Below are 24,068 nucleotides of genomic sequence, written 5' to 3'. Positions count from 1 at the left end.
ATGAACCAATCCATGATCGATATCCATATGCAGGTCATGTGGAACCGGCTGATCTCCGTCGTCGAGGAGCAGGCGCAGACGCTGATCCGCACGGCCTTCTCCACCTCCGTACGCGAGGCGGGCGATCTGTCGGCCGGCGTCTTCGACCTGGAAGGCCGCATGCTGGCGCAGGCGGTTACCGGCACGCCCGGTCACGTCAACGCCATGGCAGAATCCGTCGCGCATTTCATTGCCGATATCGGGCCGGACAATATCTTCGAAGGCGACGTCTACATCACCAACGATCCATGGAAGGGAACGGGCCATCTGCACGACATCACCGTCGTCACGCCCTCCTTCCATCACGGCAAGCTGGTCGGTTATTTTGCCTCGACCGCGCATGTCGTCGATGTCGGTGGTCGCGGTTTCGGCCCGGATGCCCGCGAAGTCTATGAAGAGGGCATCTTCATCCCGATCATGAAATTCTTCGAGCGCGGCGAGCTGAACCGGACGCTGATCCATATTGTGCGCAACAATGTTCGCGAAAACGATAAGGTCGTCGGCGACTTTTATGCGCTCGCCGCCTGCAATGAAACGGGCCATCGCCGGCTCGTCGATATGCTGACGGAATTCAATCTTCCTGATTTGTCGACGATCGGCGGCTTCATCCTCAAGCACAGCCGCGAGGCAACGCTGGAGCGGCTGCAGAACCTTCCGCATGGCTCCTGGAATTATAGCCTCGATCTCGACGGCTATGATGAGCCGGTGCATCTCGCCGCAAAACTTACCATCGGTCCCGAGGGGGTCGTGGTCGATTTCGATGGCACCTCCGGCATGAGCAAGTTCGGCATCAACGTGCCGCTCGTCTATGCCAAGGCCTATGCCTGTTACGGCATCAAATGCGTCGTGGCGCCGGAAATTCCCAACAACGCCGCCTCGCTCGCACCCTTTGACGTCGTGGCGCCGGAGGGCTGCATCCTCAATGCCAAGCGGCCGGCGCCGGTCGCCGTCCGCCACGTTCTCGGCCATTTCGTGCCGGACCTCGTGCTCGGCGCGCTGCATCAGGCGCTTCCGGGCCAGGTGCCGGCGGAGGGTGCCAGCGCACTCTGGAACCTGCATATGAGCGTGCGCCCCGTCTCCGATCAGATCGGCGGCAAGGGCGCGGAAATCCTGATGTTCAATTCCGGCGGCTCCGGCGCGCGTGCCGCTCTCGATGGCTTGAACGCCACCGCCTTTCCGAGCGGCGTGCACACGATGCCGATCGAGGCGACGGAAAATGTCGGCCCCGTCATCATCTGGCGCAAGGAGTTGCGCGAGGGGTCCGGGGGTGCCGGCGCGCAACGCGGCGGTCTCGGTCAGATGATCGAGATCGAAGCGGCCGAAGGCTTCAGCTTCCGCTTCTCCGCCATGTTCGACAGGCTCGGCCACCCCGCACGCGGCCGCGAAGGCGGACAGAGCGGCACGGCCGGCGCCGTTGTGCTCGACGACGGTACGGTTCTCAAGGGCAAGGGGCTGCAATTCGTACCGGAAGGCCGGCGCCTCGTTCTGTCGCTTCCGGGCGGCGGCGGTTACGGCGATCCGGCAAATCGCCCGACTGACGCGATCGAACACGACCTAAGGCATGGATACATCACCGAAGAACAGGCTGAAGCCTACGGCAGGGGCCGGACCCAGGGAGGCAAGGCATGAATATGATTGCATTCGAAAGCACGCGCGTCGCGACGATCAAATCCTCGCCGTCCATGGCGGTGTCGATCGCCGCCAAGGCGATGCGGGCCAAGGGAGAGCATGTCGTCGACCTCTCGCTCGGCGAGCCCGATTTCGATACGCCCGATCATATCGTCCAGGCGGCGATCGAGGCGATGCGCAAGGGGCTTACCCGCTATACCGCGCCGGACGGCCTGGTGGAGCTGCGCGAAGCGATCGTCGCCAAGTTCAAACGCGAGAACGGCCTTGACTACGCCATGGATGAGATCTCCATCGGCAACGGCGCCAAGCAGATACTCTTCAATGCATTCCTGGCAACGCTGGAGCCCGGCGACGAGGTGGTCGTGCCGGCGCCTTACTGGGTCTCCTACACCGACATCGTCATCCTGCATGGCGGCATTCCCAAAACCGTGCCTTGCGGTGTCGAGGATGCCTTCAAAATCACAGCCGAGCGGCTGGAAGCAGCCATCACGCCGAAGACGCGATGGTTCCTGTTCAACTCTCCCTCCAATCCGACGGGGGCGATCTATACGGCGGACGAACTGAAGGCGCTTGGTGCGGTGCTGGCGCGCCATCCCCACGTGGCGATCATGTCGGATGAGATCTACGAACATATCGTCTGCGGCGAGGTGCCCTTCACGTCCTTCGTCGTCGCTTGCCCGGAGCTGAAGGACCGGACGCTCATCATCAACGGCGTATCCAAGGCCTATGCCATGACGGGATGGCGCCTCGGTTATGCGGCCGGCCCGCGGGAACTGACCAGGGCCCTGAACAAGCTTCAGTCCCAGAGCACGACCTGCCCGTCCTCCATCACCCAGTTTGCCGCCGCGGCAGCGCTCAATGGTCCCCAGGACTTCGTCACGACGGCGGTTGCCGAATACAAGGCGCGCGGCGAACTCGTTGCAAGGGGCTTCAGCGCGATACCCGGTCTTGAGGTGCGAGCACCGGAAGGGGCCTTCTACCTCTTTCCAAAATGCGCCCACTATATCGGCAAGACGGCGCCCGACGGCGCCAGGATTTCCAACGATACCGAATTGGCCTCCTATCTCCTGAGGGAAGGCAAGGTCGCAACCGTTCCGGGTGCCGCTTTCGGTGTCGAACCCTATATTCGCCTTTCCTTCGCGACATCGCGCGACAATCTTGCCATTGCCATCGAGCGCACCGCCGATGCACTGGCCAAACTTCGCTAAAGGGAAAATTCGATGACCGATTATCAGCGCACGCTTCTGACCGGCGCGGCCGGCGCTCTGGGAACCCAGTTGCGCGAATCCGGAACAAGGCTCGGCAAGATCGTCAGGCTGTCCGCACGCAAGCCCTGCGACAACCTCGCGCCGCACGAGGAAGATTTCCCGGCGGACCTTTCCGACTTCGACGCCGTTTCCAAAGCCGTGGAGGGTTGCGACGCCATCATTCATATGGGCGGCCAGGGGCTGGAAGCTCCCTGGAACACCATCCTCAACGCCAATATCGTCGGCAGCTACAACATCTATGAGGCGGCGCGTCAGCATGGCGTCAAGCGCATCGTCTATGCCAGCTCCGTTCACGCCATCGGGTTTTACGAGCGCACCGAGACGATCGACGGCAACGTGCCGACCCGCCCGGACAGTCTTTACGGCGTGTCGAAGACCTTCGTCGAAAACCTCGGCCGTTACTATTTCGACAAGTTCGGGATCGAGACCGTGAGCTTGCGCATCGGCTCGTCCTTCCCTGAGCCGACGGACCGGCGCCATCTCATCACCTGGCTTTCCTATCGCGATTGCCGCCAGCTCGTCGAAAAGAGCCTGTCGGCCGAACGCGTCGGCTTCATGGTCGCCTATGGCATGTCCGACAACAGCCAGGCCTTCTGGGACAACCGCACGGCGGCATCGCTTGGATACAAGCCGGAAGACAGCGCCGACGATTACGCGGACAAGGTCTTTGCGAAGACGAAACAAGGCGATCCCAACGATCCGGCGGTGCGCTTCCAGGGCGGCAGCTTTGCCGCTGCCGGCCATTATGAAGACGAGAAAAAGTGAGACGCCCCGATGCAAGCTTCCAAGTCGTCCTATGACGTGGTGATCGTCGGCGGTGCAGTGGTCGGCAGTTCGACGGCATATTTTCTGGCGACCAACCCCGATTTCAACGGATCGGTCCTGGTGATCGAGAAGGACTGGACCTATCAGCGGTCGGCCACCGCGCTCTCTTCCAGCTCCATCCGTCACCAGTTCTCGAATGCGATCAATGTCAAAGTCTCGCAGTTCGGGACGGAGTTCATCCGCAACTTCAAGGAAAACGTCGCCATCGACGACGACACGCCGGAGATCGGTTTTCATGAGGCCGGGTATTTGTTCCTCGCCGAGGACGAACGCGGCGATCAGGTTCTCCGGCGCAATCACGAGACCCAGATCTCCTGCGGGGCTGATGTGACGCTGCTCGATCCTGACGGCCTCGGCCGGCGGTTTCCCTGGCTGAACCTGGAAGGGCTGACGCTCGGCAGCACCGGCGAACGGGGTGAGGGCTGGTTTGACAGCGTCGGCCTGCTGCAGGGCTTCCGCAAGAAAGCGCGCTCTTTGGGCGTCGAATATATCGAAGACGAAGTCGTTGCCGTCAACAGAGAGGGAGACCGCATGGTTTCCGTGTCGACGAAGAGCGGCCAGACGATCGCTTGCGGCACGATGGTCAACGCATCGGGCACCAACGGTAAAAAGGTCGCCCGCATGGCCGGGCTCGACGTTCCCGTCGAGCCACGCCGACGCTCGCTGTTCGTCGTCGATTGCCGCACACCGCTCGAAGGAAAGGTCGGCCTGACGATCGACCCCACCGGCGTTTTCTTCCGGCCCGAGGGCAAATTCTATCTGATGGGTACCTATCCCAAGCACGATCCGGAGGTCGATCCCAACGATTTCGACGTCATGCACGACGAATTCGATGAGGAAATCTGGCCGATCATGGCGAACCGGGTTCCGGCCTTCGAGGCGATCAAGGTCGTCAATTCCTGGGCCGGCCATTACGACTATTGCACCCTCGATCACAACGTCGTCCTCGGACCGCATACAGAGGTCAGCAATTTCCTCTTCGCAAACGGCTTTTCGGGGCACGGTCTCCAGCAATCGCCGGCGATGGGACGGGGTCTCTCGGAACTGATTGCCTATGGCGGCTTCAAGACGCTCGATCTTTCGCCATTCGGCTACGAACGAGTGACGGCAAACCGGCCCTTCCTCGAAGACGCCGTCATTTAACGCACAAGGAGAGGGGCTCCCGATGAGAAATGAGACATTGAAGCGCAGCGGCGGCCAGGTGCTCGTCGATGCCTTGCGCATCCACGGTGTCGGGCGCGTGTTCGGCGTGCCGGGCGAAAGTTATCTTGCCGCCCTCGACGCCTTTCACGACATGGAAGACGCCATTGAATTCATCGTCTGCCGGCAGGAAGGCGGGGCTGCCTATATGGCGGAAGCCTACGGCAAGATGACCGGCAAACCCGGTATCTGCTTCGTGACCCGCGGGCCGGGCGCGACCAACGCTTCCGTCGGTGTGCATACGGCTTTCCAGGATTCGACACCGATGATCCTGTTCGTCGGCCAGGTGGCGCGCGACCAGATGGAGCGCGAAGCGTTCCAGGAGATCGATTATCGCCGCATGTTCGGCCAGATGGCGAAGTGGGTCGTCGAGATCGAGGATGCCGCCCGCATTCCCGAGCTCATCAGTCAGGCATTCCACAGAGCCGTCAACGGTCGGCCCGGGCCGGTGGTCGTCGCTCTTCCGGAAGACATGCTGACCGATATGGTCGATGTCGCCGACACCCCGACTTACAAGAAGGTCGAGGCCTTTGCCGGCGAACCGCAATTCGAAGAATTGCTCGGCCTTCTCTCCGAGGCGAAGCGCCCAATGGTCGTCGTTGGCGGCGGCGGCTGGACGCAGCAGGCTGTTGTCGACCTGAAGGCGTTCTCGGAAGCCTTCAGCCTGCCGATCGCCGCGTCCTTTCGCTGCCAGGATCTGTTCGACAATAGGCATGAGAATTATGCCGGCGATCTTGGCCTTGCCGCAGGGCCGAAGCTGATCCGCCATGTGACGGATTGCGACCTGCTGATCTCCATCGGTGCCCGTCTCGGGGAGATGACGACGGGCGCCTATACGCTGATCGACATTCCAGTGCCGAAGCAGTTGCTCGTTCATATCCATCCGGGCGCGGAAGAATTGGGGCGCGTTTATCACGCGCGATTGCCGATCAATGCCAGCGTTGCGGGTTTCCTGTCGCAGGCGGCAAAGTTGAATCCATCATCTGCGCCGGTGTGGAAGGATTGGACCAGAACGGCTCATGCCGACTACCTCGAAAACCTCGCGCATCCCGAGGTCCCGGGTCCCGTGCAGATGGGCGACATCATGGAATGGTTGCGCGGCCATCTCAAGCCCGACGCCATCCTGACCACCGGCGCCGGCAACTATTCCGCCTGGGCGCATCGCTTCTATCAGTACCGCACCTTCCGCACCCAGCTCGGACCGACGAACGGTTCCATGGGCTACGGCGTACCGGCGGCGATCGCCGCCAAGATCACCGATCCCGCGCGCACGGTCGTTGCCTTTGCCGGCGACGGATGTTTCCTGATGAACGGTCAGGAACTTGCAACCGCCATGCAGTATGACGCTCGGGTGATCTTTCTCGTCATCAACAACGGCATGTATGGCACGATCCGCATGCATCAGGAGCGCAGCTATCCCGGCCGTGTCTCCGGCACCGGCCTGACGAACCCGGATTTTGCAGCGCTGGCGCGGTCCTATGGCCTCCACGGCGAGACCGTGGAAAAGACCGAGGACTTCGCCGGCGCCTTCGAACGCTGCGAGGCGTCAGGCAAGCCGGGCCTCATCGAAATCCGGATCGATCCGGAAGCGCTGACACCGAAAATGACACTGACGCAAATTCGCGAACAGGCGATCGCCCAGGGAAAGTGATTACGGCTAAGTGATTGCGGGGAAGTGATCGCAGGAAAACGCACCGCCTGAAAAGCAGGCGGTGCGCATCAATCCTCTGTTTCGCTGCTCGCCGGCTCATTGAGCATCGTGCGGTAGCGATGGAGGCTTTCCTCCAGATGGACGATCAGCGCAGCCTTGGCAGCCTTGGCATCACCTTGGGTGATCGCGGCCAGAATAGCGGCGTGTTCCTTATTGATCTTCTTCAGGTAGGTGCTGTAGCCGCGCGCCGATTGGCGATGTTTGAGCACGAGTTCGAAATTGATGCTCTCTATCACCGCTTCCAGAAAACTCGGGAAGTGGGGATTGCGGGTGGCGCGGGCGATCGCAAGATGGAATTCGAAGTCGGCGCGCGCCTCGACCTCGGCATCGTCCGTCACCAGGTTTTCAAGGTTGTCATAGGCGCGGGCGATCTCGGCCAGCGCCTCCGGCGTCCGCCTCGACGCTGCAAGGGCAACGGATTGGATCTCGACGCCGAGCCGTAATTCCAGGATCTGCATCGCCGAGCGAATGTCCTCGATGCGGCTGATCTCGAAATTGAGGGTCTTTGCGTCCTTCTCGCTGACATAGACCCCCGCACCCTGCCGCGCTGTCACCCGTCCGCCCACCTTGAGGGAGGTGAGCGCCTCGCGAATGACAGTTCGGGAAACCCCGAACTCTTCGCATAGCTGGGCACTTGACGGAATTTTCTCGCCCGGGGCATAAAGACCGGAATCGATCCGTTCCATCAGCTTTGCAACGACGATTTCCGCGAGATTGCCTCGTTGCGTGATGATTGACACTGGTTCGCTCCGGTTTTCACGATCAAATTTAGCACATATCACATATCATGCCACGTCTGATTGTGGGATGCCGGCGTTTTCAGACATTATCTTATCGATGACCTGAAAGGGGTGCGGGATGCGTTTGTTGTCGATTTCCTTCACCTGGGAGCGGCACGAATATCCGGTGGCCATGAGACTGTCTGTATCGCCTGATGCATCGACCTCCGGCTTCCAGCTCATCGCATAAAGGCGCTCGGAGATCGGCCGGTTGCGGGCCTCGTGGCCAAAGGTGCCGGCCATTCCGCAACACCCCGTTTGTGCCGCCTGAAGGTCGATGCCGAGGCTTGCGAACACTTGTTTCCATTGTGCGACGGAAGAGGGCGCATTGGTGCGTTCGGTGCAATGCGCCATCAACCGGAAGTTTTTACCCTTGGCGGAGGAGGGTGACGCGGCAAGCCGGTCAAGAGTGGTGACCAGCCATTCCTGCGGAAGAAGAATAGCCGCCTTCAGCATGCCCTTGTATTCGCTGCGAAAGGCGAGCGTCATCGACGGATCGAGCCCGACGAGCGCCACACCCGCTTCATCCAGCCGCTGAAGATAATGCGCGGTCCGCCCGGCCGCAGCCTCGAAACGTCCGAGATAGCCATGAACGTGCAGCGCTTTGCCATTAACGTGGGAAGCGGCGAGGAAGGGCGAGAGCCCCATTTTCCGCGCAAGCCTGATTGCGGCGAGGGCGACCTCAGGATCGAAATAGGCGGTAAACGCATCGGCGACGAAGATAACGCTCTGCCCCCTCTGGCGCGGCGACAAGGCCTCGATCCGCGACGGGGTCGCAAGCGGTACCCCAAGGCGGGCGGCCTCTTTCGCCAGAGAGATCCGCGGCAGGCGGGGCAGGGACGTCAGTCCGGCGACGCGCATCATCATCCTGCCGGCGCGCGTGCTGACGATAAGGTTATAGGCAGGTCGTATCCGCTGAACCAGGGGCAGGGTGGTCTCGATGGCGGCGACGAGCGGATCCTTCAGCGGACGGAGGTAACGTCCGTAATAAAGTTCGAGGAATTTGGAACGGAAGGCCGGGACGCTGACTTTCACCGGACATTGCCCCGCGCAGGCTTTGCACGCCAGACAGGTGTCCATCGCAGCGCGGACCTCATGGGAAAAGTCGTCACGATTTTGGGGGTTCAGCGAGTTGAAGGCGCGCCGCGCCAGGTTCGCCAGCGGACCGCTCCGCCGCAAGCGTTTTGCCTCCTCGCGAGCATCGATGCCCTTCTCGGCAAGCAGCTTCAGCCATTCCCGCATCAAAGCCGCGCGGCCCTTGGGCGAAAAGCGCCGATCGCGTGTCGCCTTGTAGGAGGGGCACATGGGGCTGGTTTCATCGAAGTCGAAACAGGCGCCGTTGCCGTTGCAATAGGCGGCGTTGTCGAAGGCCGAGCGGATCTCGTTGCCGATGATGCGGTCGGTCTCTCCTCGCAGCGGCACGTCGTCGATCTTCAGCAGCGCCTGGCCGGCAGGGGCTGCAATCTTGCCTGGATTGAGGCGGTTTTCCGGATCGAAAGCCCGTTTGATCTCCTGCAGGCTGGGATAGAGATCGCCGAAAAATTCCGGCACATATTCGGAACGCACGCCTTTGCCGTGCTCTCCCCAGAGCACGCCGCCATATTTGCGCGTCAGCGCCACGACGGCGTCGCTGATCTCCCGAACCAGCCGGACATGGTCGTCGCGGGTAAGGTCGAGTGCCGGCCGCACATGCAAGACGCCGGCATCGACATGGCCGAACATGCCGTAGGAAAGGCCCGCGCCATCGAGAAGCGCGCGGAATTCGCGGATATAGGGCGCGAGGTTTTCCGGCGGCACGGCCGTATCCTCGACGAATGCAACCGGTCTGACTGGCCCTTCCACGTTTCCAAGCAGGCCGACCGCCCGCTTGCGCATCGACCAGATCGCCTCGACATCGGCATGACCTCGGGCGATCGTGTAACCGGCATGGCGTGCATTTGCGCCGGTGGCAAGCGCTGCAGTCACCTCGGCGAGTTTGCGTTCGAGTTCGGCTTCATCGTCGGCCAGCACTTCGGCGATATTGATGCCGTTGGTCGCTCCGCCCGCGTCGTCCGGAAAAAAGCGGGCAATGCCGGTCCAGACGATGTCGCCTCTGGCGAGGCCGAGAACCTTTTCGTCGACCGTTTCCACCGAGGCGACGTTCAGCGCCACGAGGCTGCGGGCATCCTCCAAGGCGGTGTTGAAGTCGCCGTAGCGGATGTTGATCAGGGCCGCATGGGCGGGGATCGGCAGAAGGTTGAGTTCGGCTTCGGCGATCATCGCCAGCGTTCCCTCCGAGCCGCAGAGGATGGCATTGAGGTCGAAGCGCCCGTCGCTTCGGAAGATGTGAGCGAGGTCGTAGCCGGTCATGTAGCGGTTGAGTTTCGGAAAGATCTCGGCGATCCGGTCGCGCTTTTCCCGCGCGATCCGCTCGACTGTCCTGTGGATCTCGCCGACACGGTCCTGGCGCGCGACGATCTCCGTGAACGCCTCCGGATCGAGCGGGCGCGACCACCAGTCGGAGCCATCTACAAGCACGATGCGCAATCCCAGTACATGGTTGCTGGTCTTGCCGTAGAGGCATGACCCCTGGCCGCAGGCATCCGTGGAAACCATGCCGCCGATGGTGGCGCGATTGGAGGTGGAGAGTTCAGGCGCAAAAAACAGGCCGTAAGGCTTTAAAGCCTGGTTCAGTTGATCCTTGACCACGCCCGCCTGGACGCGGGCAATTCTCCTGACCGGGTCGATTTCGAGAATGGAATTCATGTGTCGCGAGCAGTCGACGACGATGCCCGATGTGAGAGATTGGCCGTTCGTGCCGGTTCCGCCGCCGCGCGGCGCGACGGTGATCCCGCGAAAAGCCGGCTCCGACAAGACGGCCGCCGTGATCTGCAGGTCTTCGACGCCTCGGGGGAAAAGGATGCCGGTCGGCTCGATCTGATAGATGGAGTTGTCGGTCGAAAAAACAGTCCGGCTCGCCGCGCCGGTTTCGATGTCGCCATCGAACCCCGCCTCGATGAGCCGCTGGAAGAATCCTGCAGGAGGAAGGGGGATTGAACCATGCGGCCGGAGGCGTGGAATCATTGCGAAACCTTCAGAATGCACTTGAGCTTTGTCAAGCTTGGCATATAAGTGATAACATACAATGGCAGCTGCGCAACGCAAAACACTGAGGTGGAACTTTGAAGAACCAGACCGCAATCATCGTCGGCGGCGCTTCCGGACTCGGCTTGACGACGGCCAAGCTGATGATCTCGCATGGGGCGACCAGGATCGGGCTCATCGATCGCAATGAGCAGCTGCTTGCCTCTTCGGCCGAGGCGCTTCGTGCTCTCGGCGCCGAGGTTGCGACGGCCGCTGCCGACATTTCCCGGGCGGAAACGGCTCATCGTGGGTTCAACGAGATCGCCGGCAAGCTCGGCCGGATCCATGTGCTCGTCAACAGCGCCGCCATCTATCCGAGACGTCCTATCCTCGAGATCACCGACGAGGAATGGGACCTCGAAAATGCGATCAACGTGAAGGGTACCTATCATATGATGGTGGCTGCCGTTCTTCATATGCGCCAGCACGTGAACGCGCCCGAGGTTACGGGGCGGATCGTCAATGTGACCTCGGTCGATGCTTTCAAGGCTCATCCCCAGAATGCGCATTATGCCGCAACCAAGGCGGCTGTCGTCAGTCTGACGAAATCCTTTGCCCAGGAATGCGCCAAGGACCAGATCCTTGTCAATTCCGTAGCGCCCGCCGGTTTCGCGACGGATCGCGCCAAGGAGCTCGGATTCCTGCCGGAGCTGGCCAAAGCCAGCGCCCTTGGCCGCGCGGCCGAGCCGGTCGAAATGGCGGAATGGATCGTCATGATGGCATCGAGCCGCAACACCTATGCAACAGGCGAAAACGTCGTCGTCAGCGGAGGCTACATCTATGTCTGAGCCGCTGCCCTATCGGGTCGCCGTGGTCACCGGTGCGACGAGCGGCATCGGTCGCGCCACCGTCGACAAGCTGTGTAAGATGGGGCTGACGGTCTATGCCGTTGGCCGAAGCGCCGAGGCTCTTGAAGAACTCGCTGGGGAAAGCGGGGCGAAGCCGATCCGGGCCGATGTGCGCGATACCGCCGAAATCGTCAAGCAGCTTCACGGAACTGAGGTCGATATCCTGATCAACAATGCCGGCATTCTCTCGACTCGGGCGACATTCAGCGAGATCGAACCGTCCGAAATCGATGCCATGATCGACATCAATCTCAAGGCGCCGATGCAGCTGACCCGTGCATTCCTGCCTGCCATGGTTGAGCGAAAGCGCGGCCACCTGATCTATATCGGCTCGAGCGGCGGCCAGGCGCCGTATCCGAATATGGCGGCCTACGGCCCGTCGAAGGCCGGGCTCAGCCTGTTTTGCGACAATTTGCGCTGCGACCTGCTCGGGACCTCCGTTCGGGTAACCGAGGTGGTGCCGGGCCGCGTCCAGACGGAACTTTATCGAACCGCAATGGCGGGCAATCAGGCGCGGACGCTGCTCTATGACGGCTACCGTCCGATACAGCCTTCACACATCGCCTCGATCATCTCGAGCGCCATCGAGCTTCCCGTCTTCGTCGACGTGTCGCGGATCGAAGTCTTCCCGACGGACCAGGCGACCGGCGGCGGCACCATGGTCAAATTTCCCGGGCCGTAGGCGGGCGCTCGCTTGTTTCGAAGAGACCGCGGGCCGCCTCGACCATCGATTGCAGCTGATTGGGGTCGCGTACGCCCTGTCGGTAGATCTCGATGATGATGCTCGCCATTCGTTCGGCTTCATCGCTGTCTCTTGCTATTGCGTAATCGGCGCGCAGCTTGTCGAAGACGTGCTGGCAGGTTTCAAGATCGCGGGAGTCCAGCGGTACCTGCGATCGGTTTTTGATCGTTTGAACCATCTCTATTCCCTCCGAAAGGCCCGCCAGCGAGGCCGGCGGGCCGGCAGATGTGTTAGAAATCCATGCCCGGGCCGGCGGGCAATGGCGGCGGCGCGTCCTTCTTGGGTTTCTCGGCGATCATGGCTTCGGTCGTGACGAGAAGACCGGCGATGGAGGACGCGTCCTGCAGCGCGGTGCGAACAACCTTGGCCGGATCGATGACGCCCTGCGCATAAAGGTCGCCATATTCGCCGGTCTGAGCGTTCCAGCCGTAGGCGAAGTCACTTTTCTCGCGCAGCTTGCCGACGATGACCGAGCCTTCCGCTCCGGCATTTTCGGCGATCTGCCGCGCCGGCGTCTCGAGCGCGCGGCGAACGATGTCGACACCGACACGCTGGTCGCTATTGGCGGTCTTGAGGTTGTCGAGCGCCTTGACGGAGCGCAGCAGCGCCACACCGCCGCCCGGCAGAATGCCTTCCTCGACCGCCGCCCGGGTTGCATGAAGCGCGTCGTCGACGCGGTCCTTCTTTTCCTTCACTTCGACTTCCGTCGAGCCGCCGACGCGGATGACGGCAACGCCGCCGGCGAGCTTGGCAAGACGCTCCTGCAGCTTCTCGCGGTCGTAATCGGAGGTGGTTTCTTCGATCTGGGCCTTGATCTGGGCAACACGGCCTTCGATGTCGGACTTGGCGCCCGCGCCGTCGACGATCGTGGTGTTCTCCTTTTCGATCGACACCTTCTTGGCACGGCCGAGCATGTCGAGCGTTACGGATTCGAGCTTGATGCCGAGGTCTTCGGAGATGACGGTGCCGGCGGTGAGGATGGCGATGTCTTCGAGCATGGCCTTGCGGCGGTCGCCGAAGCCAGGCGCCTTGACGGCAGCGATCTTCAGGCCGCCACGCAGCTTGTTGACGACGAGGGTTGCAAGAGCTTCGCCTTCGACGTCTTCAGCGATGATGAGGAGCGGCTTGCCGGTCTGGACGACGGCTTCGAGAACCGGCAGCATCGACTGCAGGTTCGACAGCTTCTTCTCGTGGATGAGGATATATGGGTCTTCGAACTCGGCCCGCATCTTGTCGGCATTGGTCACGAAGTAGGGGCTGAGGTAGCCGCGGTCGAACTGCATGCCTTCGACGACTTCGAGTTCGGTTTCGGCGGTCTTGGCTTCTTCAACGGTGATGACGCCATCATTGCCGACCTTTTCCATGGCTTCCGCCAAAAAACGGCCGATTTCGGCATCGCCATTGGCGGAGATCGTGCCGACCTGGGCGATTTCGGCATTGTTGGAGATCTTGCGGGCGTTGGCCTTCAGTTCCGCAACGATGGCGCCGACGGCGAGATCGATGCCGCGCTTCAGGTCCATCGGGTTCATGCCTGACGTGACGGCCTTGGCGCCCTCTTTGACGATCGCCTGGGCAAGCACCGTTGCGGTCGTGGTGCCGTCGCCGGCGATGTCGCTGGTCTTCGAGGCGACTTCACGGACCATCTGGGCGCCCATATTCTCGAACTTGTCTTCGAGTTCGACTTCCTTGGCGACGGAGACGCCGTCCTTGGTGATGCGCGGCGCGCCGAAGGACTTGTCGATCACGACGTTGCGGCCCTTCGGGCCGAGCGTCACCTTCACGGCGTTGGCCAGGATGTCGACGCCGCGCAGCATCTTCTCCCGGGCTTCGGTGCTGAATTTGACTTCTTTAGCGGCCATGTCCTCACTCCTTCATAGGCAGCCAGAGCAATTCCGGGAAAGGTGCGAAGCGGTTTTCCGTTCGGAATTGCGTCAGAAATAAAATATTGGAGCTGTTCTGCTTTTCTACGACAAGCTGAAGCGCTCCAGCGTTGACGAATGTTCGCAGGGACCTCAGGCGGCCTGCTGCTGTTCGCCCTGGGTTTCGATGACGCCCATCACGTCGCTTTCCTTCATGATCAGCAGGTCTTCGCCATCGATCTTGATCTCGGTACCGGACCATTTGCCGAACAGGATGCGATCGCCGGGCTTGACGTCGAGCGCCTGGATCTGGCCGGCATCGTTGCGTGCACCAGGGCCGACGGCGATGACCTCACCTTCCTGCGGCTTTTCCTTGGCAGTGTCGGGAATGATGATGCCGCCCTTGGTCTTGTCCTCTGACGTGACCCGGCGGACGAGAATGCGATCATGAAGCGGTCGGAACGACATGTCTTCCTCCATCGACAAACAGTGATGATGTTGCTCCCCCCGGGCCGGACCGGATGACCAATCCGGGGCGGGTGCAAGGTTCCGCACGAGCGCGCCTTGCGCGACTGATCTGGTTCGACGGCACTGCAATTTCAAGAGGGAATGAGAGAAAAATTAGCACTCTCCACCGGCGAGTGCTAACGTATTGCAGGGAACAGAAAATCGGCTCCCGCGTTCGGACTACAAGGTGGATGACACTGTGTCGAATGCGCGTTCAAGCCGCATCGAGGCTTGAATCCGGAATTTGACATTCCCAACTGTCTCATGATCGAGGCTTGACGAGCTCGATCACCGTCCCACGTCTTTTGGAGTGAGTGACATGGAAGAAAAGACCAATATAATCAGAGACCTCAGCATTGAGGAACGTGAGGAAATCTTCGTCGATATCGCTCGCACGCTGGAGGATACGGCGCGTGAGGCTCTTGTCGAAGGCAACATGCAGTTTGCGGCACTGTCCAACAACATGGCTGAAGCGATCCGCGTCAACGCCGACGAACTGGCCCGTGACGATCCCGACAATGCCGAGCTCGTGTTGCTGCAGGCGACGGCGATGATTTCGCAGTTCGAGGCCGTGCACCCCTATCGAATGGTGAGTATGGCCGTTCATTGATTGCCGCCGGCGCGTGCGGCTCGATCGCGCGCTCAAATCAATCGCCACCCACGCGGAACTCTCACTGCTTGCGAAGGTTATTGGATCACAACATCGAAGGGTGATCCATGATGACCGTCAAATCCACCGTGCCGCCCGAGAGCGGGACCGACGACGCGCGTTCCGCCGACACCGAACGGACCGAAGCCGATCGCAAGAGGGCATTGGAAACTGCCCGGGAGGCCGAACGCTTCTGGAAGGAACGGGTGGAGACGCTTTCAAAGGACGAGCACAAACGGGTGGAGGATTTTCTTCCAACCATCAACACGCCGTGAAAGTGGCTGGGCCTGTTCTTCGGACGGCTTATTTAAATGCGCTTGGAGGAGATCATGGCGATAGACAAGCACGAGCAGATACGTCGCCGTGCCTACGAAATCTGGGAGGCCGAAGGCCGCCCGGACGGCGCCGACCAGCGTCACTGGTTGCAAGCCTGTGATGAACTTGCGGGCGAGGATGAGCATGAAACACTGCAGAACCTGCTCGATGAAGACGACAGGGATGATGCAGCACTGCTCCAAGGCGCCGGCGAGAGCGGCGATTTCGATCGGCGACAAACGCCTGTCCAGGCCGCGGCGGTTCCCGTCCCTGACATCGAGATGACGACGGGCGAGAAGCCTTCCCGACAGAAGATCGGGAAGACCGAGGGCCCGTGATCGCCATGCAGCATCTCGACCATGCCATCCAAGTGGCTCTTACAGCCCATGAAGGTCAGGCAGACAAGACCGGCCGGCCGTTCTTCGAACATTGCCAGCGGGTCGCACTTCTCGTTTCCGGCGATGAGCGGCGGACGATCGCCTACCTTCATGACGTGGTCGAGAAAGGAAGCGGCTGGACGCTCGACAGGCTGAGGGAAGATGGCTTTGCGCCAGCGATCATCTCCGCCGTGGACGCTCTGACACGGCGGCCGGACGAGCCGGACGACGACTTCGTCAGACGCGCGGCATCCAACCCGCTGGCCTTGCCGGTCAAGCAGGCCGATCTCGAAGACAATCTCCGGCAGGCCGAACAGACCGGCAAGAACACCGAAAAGTACCAGCGCGGCCTGGATCTCCTGCGCGACATCAAGAGCCGACAATAGGAGCTCGGACAAATTTGCGCAGTTCGCCTGGCCGCCAAGATCGATAATGGGCCGATGGCGACCGTAACCTGACTTCCGCTGGTGCAGCGAAGGTTTTGTGCCTCATTTCATGTTTTGTTGGTAAACCACACTGTCGGGACGCCGAGCACGCCTCCCGTGCGCATCGCCGTCTTCAGTTCGTCCAGCTTGCTGAACGCCTGAGCCGCTTCAAACGTCGCAAACTCATGGGTGACGGTAATATCGTTCGGGTTGTCGATGGCGCGATAGACGGCTTGCGCTGTCACCCCATTGGCCTTCTGAACCTGATGAAACGCATCATATACCTTGCGCCAGGCGGCGTAGTCGGAGACCTCGTGCCTCACGAATAATGTCGTCATATCATCCTCCCCGATTGCATTTCCAAGTCTCGTGGATGGCTATTACGATTGAACCAGGAACATCATGGTCTCGGGCAAGACGCCGTCACTCGCCATCGCATCGGCGGCTGCCTTGGTCTGCATGAAGGCCATCAACTTTTCCATGTCTGCGACGTCCATGACCAAACCAACGCGGTTGGAGTTTTGCGGGTCTGTAAACGTACGAATGTTCGTGACGCCGATGGGTTCCAATACCTGTTTGCGGATGGGTGAAGCGAGCCAGTGTTTCGTGTCCTTGACGTCGTGACAGATCATTATGGTAGGCATTGTGTCCTCCTCTCAAGATCTCGGAAAACTGAAAGCTAAGTATGCTGTTGCGCTTTGCCGGATTTCATTACAGCAATGTTGCGAAGAGTGGGTTTTTCTTATTCATTAGTTGGAGATGTAAATATAACTATTGAGTAATTCGAAAATGTTATGCGACGGCGGCGTCGGGCGCGCATTGGGTTTTTGCAATAGCTTTGGTGACGGTTCCGGAGTCAGTGAGTGTCATTGGCGCTAATGACTTGGTCAATTTGACTTCCCTCCGATTGTCGCATCAATCTGACAATAGGATACGCCGCGTGCGAGATGGCAGAGGTTTGGAATGATCGAACGCCAGCCATTTGATCTCAAAGCCTATGTCCACGACATCGGAACAAGGCCGTGCTTTATCTGCGGCTTGCTCAAGAACGACCCCGCTTTCTTTCATCATCGCGTTTTTGAAGACGATGAGACGATCATTTTCCTGAGCAAATATCCCACGTTACCCGGCTATTGCCTTGTCTGTCCGAAGGAGCACCGTGAGGATCTGGCGCGAGACATGTCGAAGGATGAATATCTTCGACTACAGGGCAAGGTGCATGTCTTGTCGCGCGCCCTCAAAAGCGTGTTCGACGCCGAGCGAATTTATGTGCTTTCGCTCGGCAGCCAGCAAGCCAATAGTCACCTGCATTTTCATGTCGTTCCCTTGCCTTCAGGCGTGCCTCTCGAAGAGCAGCAATACCATGCGCTGATGGCGGAGAATGGGGTCCTGCACATACCTGACGATCAAATGGCAGAGTTGGCACAGCGCATCGCAGAAGCATACCGTGCCGAGTTGACCGCACGATAGTCACTCCTGTTCCCCCAATCCCAGGCTATGACTGGAGGGCGAATGCCGGCACCCGCTCGCCGTTCTCGCGAAAGAGCCGCTCCAAGTCTTCGAGGCGAGGGCAGGCAGGCGGATTATCGAGCGCTTGTGCCCAGTTCTCGCGGCTGGGCAATGCCATTGCCGCGGTCACGAGCACGGTGGTTCCGGGGCCGATTTGGCCGCGCAACTGCGGCAGCAGGGTCTTGGCGTGGATGAGATTGGTATTCGGGATCGGGCTCATCGCATGGCCGGCCCTCGGATCGGGCGATAGATCCACGATCGCGCTGACATCGGTCTGTCCGTACCAGACGGCTCGGCCTTCCCCTGCATCGGAACGGTCGGCATTGAAGTCCGCGCGTTCGATCGCAAAGCCGCCCTCGATTGTGCTGAGGGCGCGCGGCGTGGCGATGCGGTGGATGCGGATATGCCAGGGGTTTTCGGGAAGCAGCCAGGTTTCGATGGTGACATCGTTCCAGGGGCGCCAGCGCGAATAGAGGCGATTGTCGGCGATGAGCGCCTCTTCCATAGTTTCGCGCATGCGAAAATGGACGCCGTCGTCGGAGAGGCCGAGCATGCCGTCGAAGCTTGCGGCGGCAAAATTCCGGTCGTCGGCTTCGATGTTGAAGGCGTAGCGCGTGGAATAGACGAATTTCGAATATTTCTCGTTTGCGCCGAGCATCTTGTCATGCTGCTGTCCGGAGGAGAGCACGACCACATTTCCTGGCGTGTGCATGGCGACCATGCCCGCCGGTTTCAACGCAACCGGCTCCGGAAATTCCGGCTGCGGCGCCTCGTCGGCGGTCCAGAAGGGGTGATCCCCGGGAAGAGCCAGCGGTAGGAAGAATTTCAGCGCCCAATAGGGCGAACCGGGCGAATTGTAGCTCTCGCTCATGAAGAGATTGGGATAACCGTAGCCGACGGAGAGAACGCCGTCGCGCTCGGCAATCGGCATCGCCGACCACCAGCGGATATGGCGCATGTAATAGCCCTTGATCTCGGCCCAGGGCAGCGCTTCGACGCCGGCAAAGGCAAGCGCGCCCCAGAAACCACCGGCCGCGAAGCGGTAGGTCTGGCTGCGGCCGAAGGCAAGGGCTGCGCCATCGGGGCCGAACCAGTGGCGGATATCCCCGGCAAAGGTCTGGGCGCGATCCCGGAAGCGGTCCTTGCGCGCTTCGTCGCCGCGCGCCAACACGGTATAGATCAAGCCGTAGAAATGCATGGCGAAGGGGATGTAATGATCGACCCGACGCACCGGCCCGTCGCGATACCAGCCTTCCCCGAGGTCGAAGGCTTCCAACTCGTCGAGATAGGCAAGGGTTTTCCCGTGGTCGAAGGCGACACCAACGCGCTCCAGCCCGAGATCGATGAGGACGCGGAAGAATTTCCAGTTGTTGTCGATGAATTCCAGTTCGCGCGCGCTGAGAAGATAGGCGGCGACGGTCTTCTTTTCGCTATCGCTGAGCGGTTTCCAGATGTGTTCGGGGACAAGTGCCAGCGCGAAACCGACGGCGGCGAGCTCGACCAGTCGCTGATTGCGGTCGGCAAGATCGCCCCAATATTCGGGATGAGCGGGGTTCGTGCCGTTCGCCAGCCCGCGCCGATAGAGGTCCCAATGCGGGAACGCGCCGCCGCCTGCAGCGAACGGAACAATGCCCCAGAGCGGCCGTGCAAATCCTTCCAGATCCGCCGCCGCCCGGTCGAAGATCGCGCCGGCCGCACCGAGGCGCACACGGGCGCCGCTTTCAGAAAAATACGGCAGGAGCGGCTCGAAGAGATCGGTGACGGCCTTGGCGAGGTCGTCGCGGGTCTTCAGCGGATTGCCGAAGAGCGGATTGGCCCGGGCGGGATCATATATCATTGTCAGGCTCGAAATTCATGAAAAACTGGATCGGCCGCGGGCAGATATTGCCCGCGGCCGTCGACATTTCTTGACGTCTACTTGATGGCCTTCACGCCGTCGGTCATTTCCTTCAACCCGTCGTCGACGGACGTGTTGTCGGTCATGATTGCGTCATGCGCACGGTTGAGCACGACCTCGATCTTGGCGGCGTTCGGGTTGACCGCCATCTCCAGGTAGGTTTTCGTCGGCTTCAGCGCCGCCTTGCTGGCCTCGTCCTGCGGGAAGCCGGGCGTTGCCGCGATCGTGGCGCTGACGTCATCCGTCTTGAGCGCGGGGAACGTGCCCGTCGACGCGATAACGGCCGCACCCTCGGGACCGGTGACGAACTTGATGAAGTCGAGTGCGGCATCCTTGTGGTCGGAATTGGCGTTGACCGCCAGGCCGGAAATCTGGGCGGCCGTCGTGCCGGCCGCGACGCCGTCGGGATGCGGGAATTTCACGATGCCCCAGTTCTTGCTCTTCGATTCACCTGATTTCACCTTGGTGATCTGGGTGCCGACGAACCAGGTTCCCATCGGCAGCATGCCGATCGTACCGTTGAAGAAGAGCGCCGAATAATGCGTGTTCGACGTCTTCAGGAAGGCGTAGGAGGGAATCGCGCCATCCTTCTGTAGGGTGAGCGCCCTCTCGTACCAGGGCTTCAGGAAGTCATACTCACCGTCGACCAGCGTGTGTTTTCCGTCGAGGACGCCGGGCAGCTGGACGGTCGACCGCCAGGTATGCAGGAGCGCGCCATAGGTCTTGTTGGTACCCATGCCACCCGTAAGCTTCTCGGCGGTCGCGTCGAATTGCGCCCAGGTCATGTCATTCGTGGGGTAGGGCACGCCGGCTTTGTCGAATATGTCCTTGTTGTAATAGACGATCCAGAAGTCGGAGCGGAACGGCAGCGAATAGATCTTGCCGTCTATGGTCAGTTCCTCGATCAGGCCGCCATAGGGAGCCGGGTCGATCTTCTGATCCTTCACGAAGCTGCTGAGATCGGCGATGTTGCCGGCGCGCACCAGATTGGTGTAGCCCGGCACGTCCTTGATGGTGACGATGTCGATGTCCTTGGAGCCGCCGGTCAGCTGCGTCGAGATCATCTGCTGATAGTCCTGCGAGCCGAGGTCCATCTGCTCGAATTTCACGTTGGGGTGTTTGGCCTGATAGGCTTCGATCAGCGGCTTGTAATAGGCAGTCTTGTCCCAGTCCCACAAAGCCCATTTGAGCGTCACGGCGTCCTGGGCAAATGCTGCCCCGGCCGTCGTTGCAGCCAAGCTGAAACCCGCCAAGGCAAGTTTCATCGTCCTCCCAAATTTATCCAAATACATTCCCGTTCTCCTTCCCTGGATCATCTCTGGATCAGTTATTTATGAAGCGTTTCGTGCATGCGGTTTGCGGTACGGCGGCAGCTCGAGAACCATCACCGCCGCCCGATGGGCGCCGAATACGACGGCGAACATTCCGAGTGAAAAATTGAAGGTTGCCGGCATGAACACGGAAACCGGATAGAAGAGGATATGCGCCAGCCAGAGGCTTGCAACGAAGGCGAGCGCTGCAAGCGCCGGGAGCGGACGGATGATGGAGGCGAGCGCGGCGAGGCGCAGCAGCCTGGAAGCCGGCAGATCGCGCATCACCATCAGAATGATGAGATGGCAGGCGAGAACGGTGACGAAGGCGGTGGCGACGAGGGCAATCGCCAGCGGCACGCTCAGCAGCAGGTTGTCGCGCGCGCCGGCGGTATAGGCAACGATCGCATGGATGCCGATTGCAAGCCCGCCCGCGAGCACCAGCCCCCAAGCGGTGGCGCGCCAGAAATAGCGCAGAAAAGCTTCGGTGAAGTCCCGCAGCAGGTAGGTGTTGCGATCTTCCACAAAGGTCACCGAGACCCGGGCCATGGCGACCAGGGCTGCCGGTAGCGTCACCACGAGGAGCGAGGCCAGGATGAACAGGATGTTGAGCTTGACCATCTCCCACCATTCGCGGACGAGGATCTCGGCGAACAGCGCAAGGCCGGTCTTCTTCGGAGCATCCTTCGGAATGCCCGGTCCCTCCCTCGTCCACATCTCCCGCAACCACTGCATAGCCGTCTCCCGCAGGCGCCTCAGTATAGAATCGAACGTTCCGTTTCCTTGTCGAACAGCTGCGCGTTGGTCATATCGGCGACCAGCGTCGCCTCCTCGCCGATATCAGGCCGGTAGCGCGGCGAGACGCGGGCGATGAGATTGCGTCCGCCCGCCACCATGTTCAGGTGCACTTCAGAGCCCATGGGTTCGGCAAGCTCGACGACCGCCTTGAGGGGCGCCAGGTTCTCCGGTGCGATGTCGGCCGGCGGCAGTTCGTGGAAATTCTCGGGGCGGATGCCGAGCACCAGTTCGCGGCCTTCGTAAGGAGCGATCCTGTTCTGGTCGAAATGGGCAGGCAGCGGCAGTTCCCGGCCGTCGAAGACGGCAACGTAGCCTTCGCCACGGCGCAGGATGGTCGAGGGCAGCATGTTCATCTGCGGCGCGCCGATGAAGCCGGCGACGAACATGTTGACGGGGCGGTCATAGAGGTTCTGCGGTGTGTCGACCTGCTGGATATGCCCGTCCTTCATGACGACGATCCGGTCCGCCATGGTCATGGCCTCCACCTGATCGTGGGTGACATAGATGAAGGTGGCATTGAGGCGCTTGTGCAGCTTGGTGATTTCGGAGCGCATCGTGCCGCGCAGCTTGGCATCGAGATTGGAAAGCGGCTCGTCAAGAAGGAAGACGGCGGGATTGCGCACCATGGCGCGGCCGAGGGCGACGCGCTGGCGCTGGCCGCCCGAAAGCGCCTTCGGCTTGCGGTTCAGGAGATGACTGATGTCGAGGATCCTGGCGGCATCCTGCACCTGGGCATCGATGTAATCGCGCGACACCTTCCTGAGCTGGAGGCCGAATGCCATGTTCTTGTAGACGGTCATATGCGGGTAGAGCGCATAATTCTGGAAGACCATGGCGATATCCCGATCCTTGGAAGGAACGTCGTTCATGACGTCGCCGCCGATCTTGAGCTCTCCTCCCGATATTTCTTCGAGGCCGGCGATCATCCGCAGCGTCGTCGATTTGCCGCAGCCGGAGGGGCCGACCAGGATGATGAATTCCTTGTCTGCGATCTCGAGGTCGATGTCGTGGACGACGGTAAGCGCACCGTAGCTCTTGTTCAGCTCTTTAAGCGAAATGCTGGCCATCGGGTTCTCCTGAATTCACCAATAGGAAGACCAGCTGCGCGAAAGGCGCGTCAAAGCTTCCATGTAATAATAGTCTCCCCAGGAGACGCATTCATCGACGCCCTCGCCGCGGCAGGTGTTGAAGGGCGATTTCTTCGAATAGGTGGCGTGCAGCACCAGGCCGTTCGAGACGGTGGGATCCTTGACCGCATAGTGATCGGCAAGGCTCTTCATCATGCGCCGCGCCAGTATGTGATAACGCTCGGCCGGCTCCGGTTCGACGAGATCGGCCATCTCCAGAAGACCGCAGGCGGCGATCGAGGCCGACGAGCTGTCGCGCGGCTCGCCGTCGCCGTCGGAAAAGACGAGATCCCAATAGGGCACCATGTCGGCCGGCAGCCGGTTGAGATAGAAGGCAAGCAGCCGGTCGAAGGTTTGGCGATATTCCTCGATCCGCTCATAGCGATAGGAGAGCGCCATCCCCGAGATTGCCCAGGCCTGTCCGCGCGCCCAGGCGCTGTCGTCCCGGTAGCCCTGCTTGGTCGCGCCGCGCACCGGCGCTCCGGTGACCGGGTCCATGTAGAAGGTGTGGTAGGTGGAATCATCCGGCCGAACCGAATTGGCGAGCGTGGTGCGGGCGTGGGTGAGAGCGATCTCGCGGTATTTCGGATCGCCGGTCTCGCGGCTTGCCCAATAGAGAAGCGGCAGGTTCAGCAGGCAGTCGATGATATAGCGGTATTCTTCCGCCACCCCCTTGCGGCCCCATGCCTGGATGAACTGGCCGACGGGCTGGAAACGCTCGATCAGCTGGTCGGCGGCGAGCAAGGCGGCCCTGCGGCCATCCTCGTCTCCGACGAGCTTCCAGGCGGCGATGCAGGACGGCGAATAGAGGAAGCCCATATCGTGATGATCGGTCTCGATGCGGTTCACGATCCGATGCAGGAACGATTGGACCTGGATCTGCGCCGCATGTCGGAAGACCGGATCGCCACTATGCTCGAAGGCGAGCCAGAGTTCGCCGGGCCAGAAGCCCGCGGTCCATTGAGTGTTCGCTACAGCCGGATAGAAATTCCCGACACTCGAATGGTTCTGCGAAGCATAGGTGAAAGTAGGAAGGTTGCGGCGGATCTGCGCGACGGCAAGATCGAGCGCGGCTTTCACTTCCTCGTCGGTGATCGGTTGCGGGGCGACGGACGGAACGGCGTTCATGGA

Annotated in this window: 24 protein-coding genes; 12 read left to right on the top strand and 12 right to left on the bottom strand. The window is 60.9% G+C overall.

Translation table 11 applies throughout. From position 1 onward, the window contains the following. From FHX10_RS30405 to FHX10_RS30385, 5 genes are read left to right on the top strand one after another with little or no spacing between them, the layout of a single operon-like run. Window positions 1-1,668 carry a hydantoinase B/oxoprolinase family protein gene (locus FHX10_RS30405; protein ID WP_029868371.1) on the top strand — a complete coding sequence of 556 codons (1,668 nt, stop codon included), beginning with the start codon at window positions 1-3 and terminating at the stop codon, window positions 1,666-1,668. Beyond that, window positions 1,665-2,876, top strand: coding sequence for a pyridoxal phosphate-dependent aminotransferase (locus FHX10_RS30400; RefSeq protein ID WP_028756392.1), 1,212 nt, complete (start codon window positions 1,665-1,667; stop codon window positions 2,874-2,876). The genes FHX10_RS30405 and FHX10_RS30400 overlap by 4 nt, the downstream gene beginning before the upstream one ends. Window positions 2,877-2,888: 12 nt before the next feature. Continuing rightward, entirely contained in the window at window positions 2,889-3,701 is an 813-nt protein-coding gene (locus FHX10_RS30395; RefSeq protein ID WP_047618800.1) for an NAD-dependent epimerase/dehydratase family protein, read from the top strand. Between the two features lie 9 nt (window positions 3,702-3,710). After that, window positions 3,711-4,904: an NAD(P)/FAD-dependent oxidoreductase gene (locus tag FHX10_RS30390; RefSeq protein WP_063473538.1), complete on the top strand. Its 1,194-nt coding sequence runs from the start codon at window positions 3,711-3,713 to the stop codon at window positions 4,902-4,904. A 22-nt stretch (window positions 4,905-4,926) separates the two neighbouring features. Further along, complete coding sequence (locus FHX10_RS30385) at window positions 4,927-6,612, top strand: thiamine pyrophosphate-binding protein (protein WP_184390655.1); 1,686 nt, start codon at window positions 4,927-4,929, stop codon at window positions 6,610-6,612. A 68-nt stretch (window positions 6,613-6,680) separates the two neighbouring features. Here FHX10_RS30385 and FHX10_RS30380 read toward each other — a convergent pair whose 3' ends face one another. Continuing rightward, a complete protein-coding gene (locus FHX10_RS30380) occupies window positions 6,681-7,412 on the bottom strand; it encodes a FadR/GntR family transcriptional regulator (protein WP_029868376.1) in 732 nt (243 codons plus the stop codon). A gap of 45 nt (window positions 7,413-7,457) precedes the next feature. Next, on the bottom strand, window positions 7,458-10,514 hold the full coding sequence (locus FHX10_RS30375; protein ID WP_063473540.1) for an FAD-binding and (Fe-S)-binding domain-containing protein: 3,057 nt from the start codon (window positions 10,512-10,514) through the stop codon (window positions 7,458-7,460). A 98-nt stretch (window positions 10,515-10,612) separates the two neighbouring features. Here FHX10_RS30375 and FHX10_RS30370 point away from each other — a divergent pair, with 98 nt between their 5' ends. Both FHX10_RS30370 and FHX10_RS30365 read left to right on the top strand, forming a co-directional pair. Continuing rightward, the gene (locus FHX10_RS30370; RefSeq protein WP_029868427.1) at window positions 10,613-11,362 is read left to right on the top strand and encodes an SDR family NAD(P)-dependent oxidoreductase; all 750 of its coding nucleotides are present in this window, start codon (window positions 10,613-10,615) and stop codon (window positions 11,360-11,362) included. After that, a complete protein-coding gene (locus tag FHX10_RS30365; protein ID WP_063473541.1) occupies window positions 11,355-12,104 on the top strand; it encodes an SDR family oxidoreductase in 750 nt (249 codons plus the stop codon). The genes FHX10_RS30370 and FHX10_RS30365 overlap by 8 nt, the downstream gene beginning before the upstream one ends. Here FHX10_RS30365 and FHX10_RS30360 read toward each other — a convergent pair. The 3 genes from FHX10_RS30360 to FHX10_RS30350 form a co-directional block, all read right to left on the bottom strand. Further along, window positions 12,085-12,342, bottom strand: coding sequence for a hypothetical protein (locus FHX10_RS30360; protein ID WP_047618812.1), 258 nt, complete (start codon window positions 12,340-12,342; stop codon window positions 12,085-12,087). The two genes, FHX10_RS30365 and FHX10_RS30360, sit on opposite strands and share 20 nt — an antisense overlap. A gap of 52 nt (window positions 12,343-12,394) precedes the next feature. Continuing rightward, on the bottom strand, window positions 12,395-14,023 hold the full coding sequence (groL, locus tag FHX10_RS30355; protein WP_063473542.1) for a chaperonin GroEL: 1,629 nt from the start codon (window positions 14,021-14,023) through the stop codon (window positions 12,395-12,397). A 153-nt stretch (window positions 14,024-14,176) separates the two neighbouring features. Next, complete coding sequence (locus FHX10_RS30350; RefSeq protein WP_029868431.1) at window positions 14,177-14,491, bottom strand: co-chaperone GroES; 315 nt, start codon at window positions 14,489-14,491, stop codon at window positions 14,177-14,179. Window positions 14,492-14,849: 358 nt separating this feature from the next. On the opposite strand from FHX10_RS30350, the gene FHX10_RS30345 reads away from it, so the two are divergent. The 4 genes from FHX10_RS30345 to FHX10_RS30330 all read left to right on the top strand — a co-directional run bounded on the left by FHX10_RS30345 (window position 14,850) and on the right by FHX10_RS30330 (window position 16,257). After that, on the top strand, window positions 14,850-15,140 hold the full coding sequence (locus FHX10_RS30345) for a hypothetical protein (RefSeq protein ID WP_029867897.1): 291 nt from the start codon (window positions 14,850-14,852) through the stop codon (window positions 15,138-15,140). Window positions 15,141-15,247: 107 nt separating this feature from the next. Then, a complete protein-coding gene (locus FHX10_RS30340) occupies window positions 15,248-15,454 on the top strand; it encodes a hypothetical protein (protein ID WP_029867896.1) in 207 nt (68 codons plus the stop codon). A 54-nt stretch (window positions 15,455-15,508) separates the two neighbouring features. Then, on the top strand, window positions 15,509-15,832 hold the full coding sequence (locus tag FHX10_RS30335; protein ID WP_063473576.1) for a DUF2934 domain-containing protein: 324 nt from the start codon (window positions 15,509-15,511) through the stop codon (window positions 15,830-15,832). 5 nt (window positions 15,833-15,837) lie between these two features. After that, a complete protein-coding gene (locus FHX10_RS30330; protein ID WP_029867894.1) occupies window positions 15,838-16,257 on the top strand; it encodes an HD domain-containing protein in 420 nt (139 codons plus the stop codon). Between the two features lie 107 nt (window positions 16,258-16,364). On the opposite strand, the gene FHX10_RS30325 is transcribed toward FHX10_RS30330, so the two are convergent. Beyond that, on the bottom strand, window positions 16,365-16,634 hold the full coding sequence (locus FHX10_RS30325) for a hypothetical protein (RefSeq protein WP_029867893.1): 270 nt from the start codon (window positions 16,632-16,634) through the stop codon (window positions 16,365-16,367). Between the two features lie 42 nt (window positions 16,635-16,676). Beyond that, the gene (locus tag FHX10_RS30320) at window positions 16,677-16,940 is read right to left on the bottom strand and encodes a hypothetical protein (RefSeq protein WP_029867892.1); all 264 of its coding nucleotides are present in this window, start codon (window positions 16,938-16,940) and stop codon (window positions 16,677-16,679) included. A 319-nt stretch (window positions 16,941-17,259) separates the two neighbouring features. Here FHX10_RS30320 and FHX10_RS30315 point away from each other — a divergent pair, with 319 nt between their 5' ends. Then, a complete protein-coding gene (locus FHX10_RS30315) occupies window positions 17,260-17,766 on the top strand; it encodes an HIT family protein (RefSeq protein WP_048338436.1) in 507 nt (168 codons plus the stop codon). 25 nt (window positions 17,767-17,791) lie between these two features. Here the strand turns inward: FHX10_RS30315 and FHX10_RS30310 are convergent, their stop codons facing one another. From FHX10_RS30310 to FHX10_RS30290, 5 genes are all read right to left on the bottom strand, one after another. Further along, on the bottom strand, window positions 17,792-19,642 hold the full coding sequence (locus tag FHX10_RS30310; protein WP_063473543.1) for a DUF2264 domain-containing protein: 1,851 nt from the start codon (window positions 19,640-19,642) through the stop codon (window positions 17,792-17,794). Between the two features lie 77 nt (window positions 19,643-19,719). Beyond that, window positions 19,720-20,994, bottom strand: a complete 1,275-nt coding sequence (locus tag FHX10_RS30305; protein ID WP_063473544.1) for an ABC transporter substrate-binding protein — start codon at window positions 20,992-20,994, stop codon at window positions 19,720-19,722. Window positions 20,995-21,033: 39 nt separating this feature from the next. Continuing rightward, on the bottom strand, window positions 21,034-21,747 hold the full coding sequence (locus tag FHX10_RS30300; protein WP_025554599.1) for a YesL family protein: 714 nt from the start codon (window positions 21,745-21,747) through the stop codon (window positions 21,034-21,036). A gap of 20 nt (window positions 21,748-21,767) precedes the next feature. Further along, window positions 21,768-22,877, bottom strand: coding sequence for an ABC transporter ATP-binding protein (locus FHX10_RS30295; protein WP_025554597.1), 1,110 nt, complete (start codon window positions 22,875-22,877; stop codon window positions 21,768-21,770). 15 nt (window positions 22,878-22,892) lie between these two features. Next, on the bottom strand, window positions 22,893-24,065 hold the full coding sequence (locus FHX10_RS30290) for a glycoside hydrolase family 88 protein (protein ID WP_063473545.1): 1,173 nt from the start codon (window positions 24,063-24,065) through the stop codon (window positions 22,893-22,895). Window positions 24,066-24,068: the final 3 nt, after the last annotated feature.

This window comes from Rhizobium sp. BK591 (assembly GCF_014195045.1).
In the GTDB taxonomy this organism is placed as follows: domain Bacteria; phylum Pseudomonadota; class Alphaproteobacteria; order Rhizobiales; family Rhizobiaceae; genus Rhizobium; species Rhizobium anhuiense.
This window is presented reverse-complemented; position numbering and strand designations above follow the sequence as displayed.